The 10,734-nt window shown below is 69.6% G+C and carries 11 protein-coding genes; 8 read left to right on the forward strand and 3 right to left on the reverse strand.

Going from position 1 to position 10,734, the window contains the following annotated elements; genetic code table 11:
• Nucleotides 1-10: 10 nt before the first annotated feature.
• Nucleotides 11-214: a cold-shock protein gene (locus ACLQ2O_RS25280; RefSeq protein WP_012921273.1), complete on the reverse strand. Its 204-nt coding sequence runs from the start codon at nucleotides 212-214 to the stop codon at nucleotides 11-13.
• A gap of 484 nt (nucleotides 215-698) precedes the next feature.
• Here ACLQ2O_RS25280 and ACLQ2O_RS25285 point away from each other — a divergent pair, with 484 nt between their 5' ends.
• Nucleotides 699-971, forward strand: a complete 273-nt coding sequence (locus ACLQ2O_RS25285) for a protealysin inhibitor emfourin (RefSeq protein ID WP_425835561.1) — start codon at nucleotides 699-701, stop codon at nucleotides 969-971.
• Between the two features lie 28 nt (nucleotides 972-999).
• On the opposite strand, the gene ACLQ2O_RS25290 is transcribed toward ACLQ2O_RS25285, so the two are convergent.
• Nucleotides 1,000-2,616 (reverse strand): beta-N-acetylhexosaminidase, encoded by a 1,617-nt coding sequence (locus ACLQ2O_RS25290; RefSeq protein WP_425835563.1) that lies wholly within the window; start codon nucleotides 2,614-2,616, stop codon nucleotides 1,000-1,002.
• A gap of 58 nt (nucleotides 2,617-2,674) precedes the next feature.
• Nucleotides 2,675-3,445, reverse strand: coding sequence for a fructosamine kinase family protein (locus ACLQ2O_RS25295; RefSeq protein ID WP_425835565.1), 771 nt, complete (start codon nucleotides 3,443-3,445; stop codon nucleotides 2,675-2,677).
• 216 nt (nucleotides 3,446-3,661) lie between these two features.
• Here ACLQ2O_RS25295 and ACLQ2O_RS25300 point away from each other — a divergent pair, with 216 nt between their 5' ends.
• From ACLQ2O_RS25300 to ACLQ2O_RS25330, 7 genes are all read left to right on the forward strand, one after another.
• Nucleotides 3,662-4,078: a VOC family protein gene (locus ACLQ2O_RS25300; protein WP_363677778.1), complete on the forward strand. Its 417-nt coding sequence runs from the start codon at nucleotides 3,662-3,664 to the stop codon at nucleotides 4,076-4,078.
• A 70-nt stretch (nucleotides 4,079-4,148) separates the two neighbouring features.
• Nucleotides 4,149-5,045 carry an alpha/beta fold hydrolase gene (locus ACLQ2O_RS25305; protein ID WP_425835567.1) on the forward strand — a complete coding sequence of 299 codons (897 nt, stop codon included), beginning with the start codon at nucleotides 4,149-4,151 and terminating at the stop codon, nucleotides 5,043-5,045.
• Between the two features lie 34 nt (nucleotides 5,046-5,079).
• Entirely contained in the window at nucleotides 5,080-5,793 is a 714-nt protein-coding gene (locus tag ACLQ2O_RS25310) for an ABC transporter ATP-binding protein (RefSeq protein WP_425835569.1), read from the forward strand.
• Nucleotides 5,790-6,512, forward strand: a complete 723-nt coding sequence (locus tag ACLQ2O_RS25315) for an ABC transporter permease (RefSeq protein ID WP_425835571.1) — start codon at nucleotides 5,790-5,792, stop codon at nucleotides 6,510-6,512. Before ACLQ2O_RS25310 ends, ACLQ2O_RS25315 begins: the two co-directional genes overlap by 4 nt.
• Nucleotides 6,509-7,735: a sensor histidine kinase gene (locus ACLQ2O_RS25320; RefSeq protein WP_425835573.1), complete on the forward strand. Its 1,227-nt coding sequence runs from the start codon at nucleotides 6,509-6,511 to the stop codon at nucleotides 7,733-7,735. The genes ACLQ2O_RS25315 and ACLQ2O_RS25320 overlap by 4 nt, the downstream gene beginning before the upstream one ends.
• Nucleotides 7,732-8,355, forward strand: a complete 624-nt coding sequence (locus ACLQ2O_RS25325; RefSeq protein ID WP_425835575.1) for a response regulator — start codon at nucleotides 7,732-7,734, stop codon at nucleotides 8,353-8,355. Before ACLQ2O_RS25320 ends, ACLQ2O_RS25325 begins: the two co-directional genes overlap by 4 nt.
• A gap of 112 nt (nucleotides 8,356-8,467) precedes the next feature.
• On the forward strand, nucleotides 8,468-10,732 hold the full coding sequence (locus ACLQ2O_RS25330; RefSeq protein WP_425835577.1) for a discoidin domain-containing protein: 2,265 nt from the start codon (nucleotides 8,468-8,470) through the stop codon (nucleotides 10,730-10,732).
• Nucleotides 10,733-10,734 lie beyond the last annotated feature (2 nt).

The following is a 10,734-nucleotide window of genomic DNA, read 5'->3' on the forward strand; positions in this document are numbered from 1 at the left end:
GATCCGGGGATCAGATCGGACGGATGTTCTCCGCCTGCAGGCCCTTCTGGCCCTGGGTGATCTCGAACTCGACGCGCTGGTTCTCGTCCAGCGAGCGGAAGCCCGAGGTCTGGATGGCCGAGTAGTGCGCGAACACGTCCGCGCCTCCGTCATCCGGGGTGATGAAGCCGAAGCCCTTGTCAGCGTTGAACCACTTGACAGTACCGACAGCCATTTGTGTCTATCTCCTTGATGGCTTGTAACAAACCGCGACCCACACCTCATGGGCCACGTGTCGCCGAAAGGCCCCAGATAGACAGAACCGGCCATGCAGCACAGCGAAAGTCAATGGGAGTCCAAAACTGCAACGCGATAACTGTAGCCGATCTGGGCCGCTGTGGAAGGGGTGACCACGAACACGTGTCGCGGTAAGTTGCCTCCCGCCACGTTCTGTGACCGGGCCCTGACGGGCCCGGTGGGCGGTCGGCGTACTGCTCCGGAACCGCTTGAAGACAACGAAACCCCCGGCGACCTGCTGAAACGTCGCGGCGCCTGGCGCTGTGAGCGATTCCAGTCCGCGACAAGGTGGGACAGCTCCTCCTGTACGCCGGGTGATGGCTTTGCCGGTGGTGCTGAATTCGTCGGCGTGTCGCGCGGGCCTGGACAGAACTCCGCCGGTTCGGGAAGGTTTGGGCAGACCACGACCCGGGGAGTATTCGGTGTTTCTCAAAGTCAGCCGCAGCGGTGGATTCGCCGGATTGATGACCAGTGGCGAACTGGACACCTCGGGAGAGCCGGACGCGGAGGTGCTGGAGGCCGTCGCCGTACGGCTGACCGAGCAGCCGCCGGGGACCGGGCGCCCGCAGCCTGACCGGTTCGTCTACCGGCTGGAGATCAGTGCGGGCGAGCGAGTAGCCGCTGTGGTCATCGCGGAGCAGGACCTGGACCGGGACGCCGCCTGGCTGCTGGACCGGGTCCTCCCGCAGGAGTAGGGCCCCGGCGAACCGGGGCCCCGCTCTGCTAGCGCCAGGCGATCTCAGGCGCGCGGTAGAAGTTCACGCTGAGCGCGTCCCAGCGCGAGCCCTGACCGGCCAGCCGGTCGGAGTACGTCGTCCAGTCCAGCGCGGAGGCCGGTGACCAGCCCAGCTCGGCGATGCCCGGGAGCCGCGGGAACGCCATGTACTCGAGCTTGTCCACGTCGTCCAGCGTCTCGGTCCACAGCGGTGCCTCGACGCCGGCGATCGCGTTCTCCGGCAGGTTCGGCACCAGCGTCGACGGGTTCCACTCGTACGACTTCTGGACGCTGACCAGCCCGGCCCAGTCCTGACCGATCGGCGTGCTCTCGTCGTACTTCATGTCCATGTACGCCCGGTTGGCCGGAGACATGACCACCTTGGCGCCCTGCGCGGCCGCCTTCCGGGCCAGCTCCTGCGAGCGGCTGTCGTCGGTGCCCCAGTACTGCGCGATGCTGCCCGGCGGGAGCGGCGCGTCGGCGATCTCCTGCCAGCCCATCACCCGCTTGTTCTGCTTGGTGACCAGCGCGGCCGCCTTCGGGACGAAAGTGAGGTATTCCGAGTGGGGCGTGGAGTGCGCCTCGTCGCCGCCCAGGTGCAGCAGGCCGCCCGGGTTCTGTTCGGCGACCTCGCGGAACACGTCGTCCAGGAAGTCGTACGTGACCTCCTTGCCGACGCACAGCGAGCTGAAGCCGACCTCCGTCCCGGTGTAGAGCGGGGGAGCGACGCCGTCGCAGTTCAGTTCGGCGTACGACGCCAGCGCCGCGTTGGTGTGGCTGGGGGTGTCGATCTCGGGAATGACCTCCATGAAGTGGTCACTGGCGTACTGGACCAGCGCGGCGTAGTCCGCCTTGGTGTACGAGCCGCCGGGCGTCCCGGTGGTCTCCAGGCTGCCGCCGTACGTCGTGAGGCGCGGCCAGCTGTCCACCTGGATCCGCCAGCCCTGGTCGTCGGACAGGTGCAGGTGCAGCTTGTTGAGCTTGTAGAGCGAGGCCAGGTCGATGTAGCGCTTCACCTCCGCGACGGAGAAGAAGTGGCGGGACACATCGAGCATGGCGCCGCGGTAGCCGTACCGGGGCGAGTCGGAGATCGCGGTACCGCTGATGCGCCAGGGACCGGCCTGACGGGTCTTCGACTCCGCCTTGGCGGGCAGCAGCTGGCGCAGCGTGGTCACACCGCGGAACAGGCCTTCCGGTGTGGCCGCCACGACGCTCAGCGTCGAGCGGTCGGCGCGCAGCTGGTAGCCCTCCGCGCCGAGCGAGGCAGGGCCGTTCGTGGAGAGCTTCACGTCGACCAGACCGGGTACGGCCGGGATGACCGGGAGCGGGTAGCCGGTGGAGCGGCGGAGCTGGCTGGTGAGCCCGTCGGCGACCTTCTTGGCCGCCCGGCTCTCCTTGGCGCTCGTCTCCAGGCCCACGAGGGACCAGGGCTGCAGGGCGAAGCTCTGACCGGGCAGCGCCTGCTGGCTGACGGGCTTGGGGATCAGCGAGGGCGCTGTGTTCGCAGGGGGCGGCTGCGGCGCGGCTGAGGCGGGGGAGACGGGGAGCAGTGGGGACGCCAGCAGGGCGGCTGCGGCAAGACCGGCCAGGGTGACCTGACGACTGGGGCGGGATAGTCGTGTCATGACCGGAAGTGTTCGTCTGCTCACACCGCGAGTCAAGGCTTTCTGACGGCTCCCTGCGTTAGTAGTGGTGAGCGACCGCCAGGGCGCGGGGTACGTAGGCGGCGCCGAACATGACTACGTGGGTCAGGAGCGGGTGCAGGCGGTGCAGGTCGACGCGCTCGCGCCAGCCGTCCGCCAGCGGGTGCGCCTCGTCGTACGCGCGCAGGACTCGCTCCACCTGCGGCATGCCGAACAGGTTGAGCATGGCCAGGTCGGTCTCCCGGTGGCCGCCGTGCGCGGCCGGGTCGATCAGGTGGACGCCGTCGGCGCACCAGACGACGTTGCCGGACCACAGGTCGCCGTGGAGACGGCTGGGACGCTCCGCCGGGTCGTCGTACGCTCCGGCCTCCAGCTTGTGGCAGAGGCGCTCGAAGACCTTCAGGTGGGCGGCATCGATCGTGCCGGCGTCGTACGCCGTGCGCAGGTACGGGCGGAGGCGCAGGTTGGCGTAGAACGCGCCCCACGTGTCCAGCGGCCGCAGGCTGTGCGGCAGCTCGATCGTGCCGATGAAGCCGTCGGTGTCCCAGCCGTCCGGCGGTACGCCGTACCAGCGGGCGCCGGCGGCGTGCGTGACGGCCAGGAGGCGGCCGAACTCGTCGGCGGCCGCACCGGTCGGCGGCACGGTGTCCAGGTGCGGCGTGGTCATGCTGGTCGCGGTGAACTCCAGCGGTGGCGCCACCGGCACTCCACCAGGCACGGCCAGCCAGCGCAGTCCGGCGGCCTCGACCTCGAAGAACCCCGGCGGAGCGTCCACGCGACGTTTCACGAACGTGGCTGGCGGCACGGTCATGGGGCCTCCCGGCCTGGACTGAGGAGCGGAGGGAGCGAAGCGACTGTAGCGACGAGGGAAGGCCGGGAGTTTAGCCCCATGACCCGCCGAGCCGGAGGCGAGGCAAACAAGCAGAGCGCGTGTCGGAAGGTGCGCGACGGGCCGGTGACCTGTCATGGTGTTCCGGGCCTGCTGACCAGGACAGGCCCAACTCCTGACAAGGAAGCTGGAGGACAGATGACGCAGGTGGCAGAGCAGCCGGGCAGTACCGCCGGGCGGCTCGGCTCGGTGGTGCTGGACTGCCCGGACCCGCTCGAGCTCGCCCGGTTCTACTCGACGCTGTTCGGTCTGGAGATCGACGAGCACGGTGACGACGACTGGCGCAGCCTCAGCGGCCCCGGGTCGACGCTGGGCTTCTCGTCGCTCGCCTTCCGGCGCTCCGAGGACTACGTTCCGGCCACCTGGCCGGGCACCGACTCCCTCGAGCTTCACCTCGACCTGATCGTCGAGGACCTGTCCAGCGGGCACGCGGCCGTCGTCGCACTCGGCGCCGAACCGCTGGACCCGGTCGACGCCCCACCGGCCGAGAACGCCCGCGGCTGGCGCGTGTACGCCGACCCGGCCGGTCACCCGTTCCGGATCTGCCTGGAGTGAATCTCGCCCTGACCCCAGGAGGCCGGCGTCCCGCTGCGGACGCCGGCCTTTTGACGTCTACGGTGGACCGATGGACCTGTTCGAGGGTTTCGACGAGTTCACGCTGACCACCTCGGCCACGACGATCCACGGCCGGCGCGGGGGAGCGGGTCCGCCACTCCTGCTGCTGCACGGCATTCCGCAGACCCACCTGATGTGGCACCGCGTCGCGCCACGGCTGGCTGAGCGGTTCACCGTCGTCGCCACCGATCTTCGCGGGTACGGCGGCAGCGGTACGCCGGCGAGCGCTCCCGACCACGCGCCGTACAGCATGCGGAGCCTCGCGCTCGACCAGGTCGAGGTGATGGCCGCTCTCGGCTTCGACCGCTTCGCGGTGGCCGGTCACGACCGCGGCGCGCGGTGTGCCTACCGGATGGCGCTCGATCATCCCGCCGGCGTCAGCAGGCTCGCCGTGCTGGACGTTGTTCCCACGGGCGACGCGTTCGAGCGTGCCGACAAGGAGTTCGCTCTCGGCTACTGGGTCTGGTCCTTCCTGGGCGCGCCCGAGCCGATCCCCGAGCAGCTGATCGCCGCGGCACCCGACGTACTGGTCAACCACATGCTCGACACGTGGTCGAAAGATCCCGCGACGTTTCCGGCCGACGTCCGGGCTGCGTACGTCGAGCAGTTCCGGGATCCGGCGCGGGTGCACGCGATCTGTGAGGAGTACCGCGCGGCGGCGACCCTGGACTGCGAGCACGACGCGGCCGATCGTGGGGTGCGGAAGATCGCGTGCCCGGTCCTGGCGCTGTGGGATCCGGCCGGCGCGGTCGGCAGCTGGTACGACCCGCTGGCGATCTGGCGTGGCTGGGCGGACGACGTCCGCGGCCGGCCTGTCGATGCCGGGCACTTCCTCGCGGAGGAGGCGCCCGACGAGACAGCCGAGCGGCTGATCGAGTTCCTGAGCGGGGGTCCATCGATCGGTTGATGTCCGCAGCCCGGGGTGACGGGAGCCTCGAGGTATGACAGTGATCGAGGTGGACAAGCTCAGGAAGAACTACCGGGCGCAGCCCGCGGTCGACGGGATCTCGTTGCGGGTCGAGCGCGGCCAGATCGTCGGGATCGCGGGGCCCAACGGAGCAGGGAAGACGACGCTGGTCGAGTGCCTGTCGGGGCTGCGGCGGCGCGACGACGGTGACGTGCGGGTGCTGGGGATGGATCCGTGGACCGAGCGGCGCCGGCTGCAGCAGCGGATCGGCGTTCAGCTGCAGGAGTCCGCGCTCCCCGATGCGTTGAAGGTGGGCGAGGCCTTTCGTCTGTACGCCGCCCTGTACGACGGCGGCGACTGGCGCACGGTGATGGCGGACTGGGATCTGGCGGACAAGCAACGGGTCAGGTTCGGGAGCTTGTCGGGCGGGTGGAAGCAGCGGCTGTTCGTGGCGCTCGCGCTGGTTGGTGATCCGGAGATCGTGTTCCTCGACGAGCTGACGACCGGGCTCGACCCGGTGGCCCGGCGGACGACGTGGACGATGCTGAAGAAGCTCCGGGAACGAGGGCTGACCGTCGTACTGGTGACGCACTTCATGGATGAGGCCGAGGCGTTGTGCGACCAGGTGATCGTCGTCGGGAACGGTCGCGTGATCGCCGCCGGCAGCCCGGCCGAGCTGGTCGCGGAGACCGCGACGGACTCGCTGGAGAGCGCGTACTTGGCGCTGTCCGGAACGGACCTGTCGTGAAAGGCCTGCTGCAGGTCGTCGCCGTGGAGCTTCGGCTGATCGTCCGGGACCCGTCGTCGGCGTTCTTCGCGCTCGCGTTCCCCGCGGTGCTGCTCTGGGTCAAGATGCGCAGCTCCGACTCGCTGCCCGGCGGCGTCCGCGACATCGACGCGAACGTGCCGATGCTCAGCGTCTTCGTGATCGGCGTGGCCGCACTCGTCGTCCTGCCGAGCACGATCGCGCAGTACCGCGAACGCGGGATCCTCAAGCGGCTCCGCGCAACGCCGGCCGCACCCGGGCTGCTGCTCGGCGCGCAGTGGATCGCGCACCTCCTGCTGGCAGTTGCCGGTACGGCGGTACTGATCGCGATCGGCGCCCTCGCCTTCGACCTGGCCGCGCCCGCGAACGGCGCGAAGGTGCTGCTGGCCTGGCTGCTCGGCGCGAGCAGCCTCGGTGGCATCGGCCTCCTGATCGGCGCGCTGGTCCCGAACAACCGCAGCGCGACGCTGCTCGGGCTCGGGCTGTTCTTCCCGATGGTGTTCGTGTCCGGCGCGATGATCCCGCGCGAGCTGACCTCGGGCGCGCTGCGCACGATCGGCGACTGGACCCCGATGGCGCCGGTCGTCGAGACGATGCGCGCCGCCTGGTCCGGAGAGCCGCTGTCGGCCCTTACCCTGATCGTCATGGCGGCCATCACCGTAACCACGACCGCCCTCGCGGCCCGCCTCTTCCGCGCATGAACGCCGCCACGGGACCGGACGACGTGCCGGCCTGGGAGCTCGCTCTCCCCGTTCTCCCGTACGTGTTCCTCCTCCTGCCGGCGACCTTCGCGCTACTCGACAACTGGCGACCGTCGATCCTTCTCCTCACCCTGCTCGCCCTCGCCTGGACGGCAGCCCTTTACCGCCCAGCCATCCGGCTACTGCTCCGGCTCGTCTACCTCGCCGGCATGCTCGCGATCCTCGCCTTCCTCGTCCACGCCGACCCGCTCTTCTCCGTCACCGGCGTCGGCCTCTTCCTCCAGGTCTTCACCCTCCTCCCCGGCAGACTCGCGTACGCCGGAGTTGCCGCAACCGCCGCCATCCTCGTTCTCGCCAGACCGCGTTCGGGCGACGACCTCGCCGACCTGATCGTCTCGTTCCTGATCGCCGTACTGATCGCCTCCGCGACCGGTCTCCTCTTCACCGCGATCGCCAACCAGTCCGAGCACCGCCGGCAACTCATCGCCGAGCTTCGCCGAACCACCACCGAACTCGCTGCCCTCGCCGAACAGAACGCGGAACTGCAAGCGCGACTCCTCACCAGTGCCCGCGAGGCCGGCGTACTCGGCGAGCGTCAGCGGATGGCGCGCGAGATCCACGACACGATCGCCCAAGGCCTGACCGGCATCGTCACCCAGACCGAGGCCGCCGAGGACGACCCGGCGACGAGCCGCGCCCGGCTGTCGACCATCGGTGGTCTCGCCCGCGAGAGCCTCGCCGAAGCCAGACGGTCGATCCACGCCCTGCGCCCAGGCCCCTTGCAGGACAGTGATTTCGCCGCCGCGCTGGAGAAGGTCGTCACCGGCTGGTCGAAGGCCGGGGGAGTGCCGGCGACGCTCACCGTCACCGGCGAACCCGTTGCCCTGCACAACGAAGTCGAGTCGACGCTGCTCCGCGTCGCCCAGGAAGCCCTCGCCAACATCACCAAGCACGCCAACGCCACGCAGGTCGTCGTGACGCTCTCCTACTTGGACGACGTCGTCGCCCTCGACCTGCACGACAACGGCAACGGCTTCACACCTGCAGCTACCCAAGGCGCCGGGCCGGGGGCGGCTTCGGTCGGCGGCTTCGGTTTGGTGGTGATGCGGCAGCGGGTGGCTCGGTTGGCGGGGTCGTTCGTCGTCGAGTCAGCACCGGACCGCGGTACGGCGATCTCCGCGACTGTTCCTGCCATTCCACCGACAGCCGGGGCGACCGAGTGATCCGCCTGATCATCGTCGACGACCACCCGATCGTCCGCGACGGTCTGCGCGGGATCTTCGACAGCGACCCCGCATTCTCCGTCGTCGGTGAAGCCGGCGACGGCGCCGAAGCTCTTACGATCGCGGCCCAGCACCAACCCGACGCCGTACTGCTCGATCTCCGCATGCCCGGCCTGAGCGGCGCGGACCTGATCCGCGCACTCCGCGCCCAGCAACCGGCCGTCCGCATTCTCGTCCTCACCACCTTCGACGACGACGCCGAGATCCACACTGCCATCGACGAGGGCGCGACCGGCTACCTGCTCAAGGACACCCCACGCACCGAGCTCCGCCGCGCCGTCGAAGCGACAGCGCGCGGAGAGAGCGTGCTCTCGCCGACAGTCGCCCACGCACTGACCGGCCGCAAGGCCGTCCCCGAGCACCAGAAGCTGAGCCCCCGGGAGCTCGAGGTCCTGACCCTCGTCGCCCGCGGCACCACGAGCCGCGAGATCGCCGCGCAGTTGTTCATCACCGAGGCCACGGTCAAGACCCACCTCCTGCACCTGTACGCCAAGCTTGAAGCGAAGGATCGCGCCGCCGCCGTGGCCATCGCCTACCAGCGTGGTCTGTTGGCGTTCTGAAGTTCCGGAACCGCGCTCGGGGAACGTTCCCTTGACAGTGAAGCGGAGCGGGGCCACTCTCTCAGAGAGCGCTCTCTCACCCGCCCTGTTCACCGTCTGATTGGTCTCGCCCATGTCCTTCAGCACGCGCTCTCCGGCGCCCTCACGCCGGTCACCGGCGCTACTCCGCCGCTGTTTCGCCCTCGCCTCCGCAGGCCTTCTGCTGGCCACCGCACTCGTCGTCTCTGGTGAGGCCGACGCGGCGGTCGAGCAGCAGGACGCCGCCTGCGGTACGGCGAACGCCGCCCAGGGCCGCCCGGCCACCGCCTCGTCCACCGAGAACGGCGGCGTCCCCGCGTCGGCCGCCGTCGACGGGAACCCGGGGACCCGCTGGGGGAGCGCGTTCTCCGATCCCCAGTGGCTGCAGATCGACCTCGGGTCGAGCAAGCCGATCTGCCAGGTCGCGCTGACCTGGGAGACGGCGTACGGCAAGGCCTTCCGGATCGAGGTCTCCGACAACGCCACCACCTGGACGCAGCTCTACGCGACCACCACCAGCCCCGGCGGCACCCAGACCCTGGACGTCAACGGCACCGGCCGCTACCTGCGGATCACCGGCACCCAGCGCGCGACCGGGTACGGCTACTCGCTCTGGGAGGTCGCCGTCCGCACCACCGACGGAGGCACCGGACCCGTGGTTCGACCGACCGATCCTCGCAACCCCGACTTCGGCCCGAACGTCTCGGTCTTCAGCCCGAGCACCCCGCAGGCCGAGATGCAGAACCGGCTCAACCAGATCGCCGCCGAGATGCACACCAACCAGTTCGGCACCCAGCGGTACGCCGCGCTCTGGAAGCCCGGTACCTACACCGCCGACGTGAACCTCGGCTTCTACACCCAGGCCGCGGGCCTCGGGCTGTCCCCGGACGACGTGAACCTGAACGGCCACGTCCGGGTCGAGGCCGACTGGCTTCAGCAGGGTGACAACCCGAACAACAAGGGCAACGCCACCCAGAACTTCTGGCGCTCGGCCGAGAACCTCGCGGTGACCACGCCGCCCGGCCAGATCGAGCGCTGGGCGGTGTCGCAGGCGGCGCCGTACCGGCGGATGCACCTGAAGGGCGCTCCGGAGATCCAGCTCTGGAACGGCGGCGACGGCTGGGCCAGCGGCGGCCTGTTCGCCGACACCAAGATCGACGGCCGGGTCGTGTCCGGCTCCCAGCAGCAGTGGCTGTCGCGCAACTCCGAGTTCGGCAACGGCTGGGCCGGCTCGGTCTGGAACATGGTCTTCGTCGGCGTCAACGGCGCCCCGCCGCAGAACTTCCCGAACCCGTCGCACACGGTGGTCGGCCAGACCCCGCAGATCCGGGAGAAGCCGTTCCTGTACTTCGGGGCCGACGGCAACTACAACGTGTTCGTCCCGGCGCTGCGCAGCAACACCTCCGGCACCAGCTGGTCCAACGGCCCGGCCGCCGGTACGTCGATCGGCCTGGCGGACTTCTTCGTCGCCAAGCCCGGCGACACGGCCGCCACGATCAACGCCGCGCTCGACCAGGGCAGGCACCTGCTGCTCACGCCCGGCATCTACCACCTGACCGACAGCATCAAGGTCAACCGCGCCAACACCGTCGTACTGGGCCTCGGTCTGGCCACGCTCAGCCCCGACACGGGGCAGGCGGCGATCAGCGTCGCGGACGTCGACGGCGTGAAGCTGGCCGGCTTCCTGGTCGACGCCGGCCCGGTCAACTCGCCGGTCCTGATCCAGGTCGGCCCGGCCGGGTCGAACGCCAACCACGCCGCCAACCCGACCTCGCTGCACGACGTCTACGCCCGGATCGGCGGCGCGCACGCAGGCAAGGCGACGGTCAGCGTGCAGGTGAACAGCAACAACGTGATCGGCGACCACCTGTGGCTGTGGCGTGGTGACCACGGCGCCGGCATCGGCTGGGACGTCAACACCGCCGCCAACGGACTCGTGGTCAACGGCAACAACGTGACGATGTACGGCCTGTTCGTCGAGCACTACCAGCAGTACGAGGTGCTCTGGAACGGCAACAACGGCCGCACGTACTTCTTCCAGAACGAGTTCCCGTACGACGTGCCGAACCAGGCCGGCTGGAGCAGCGGCGGCGGGACCCAGGGCTGGGCGGCGTACAAGGTCGCGAACGGCGTCAGCAACCACGAGGCGTGGGGCGTCGGCAGCTACTCGTTCTTCAACACCAACCCGTCGATCGTCGCCTCCCGCTCCTTCGAGGTGCCCGACACCCCCGGCGTCCGGTTCCACGGCCTGGTCTCGGTCTCGCTCGGTGGCGTCGGCACGATCAGCAACGTCATCAACAACACCGGCGGTACGGCGAACGCGGCCACGCAGCAGCGCTACGTGACCAACTACCCGTAACC

The sequence above is a fragment of the Kribbella sp. DT2 genome (genome assembly GCF_049844575.1).
Classification (GTDB): Bacteria; Actinomycetota; Actinomycetes; order Propionibacteriales; family Kribbellaceae; genus Kribbella.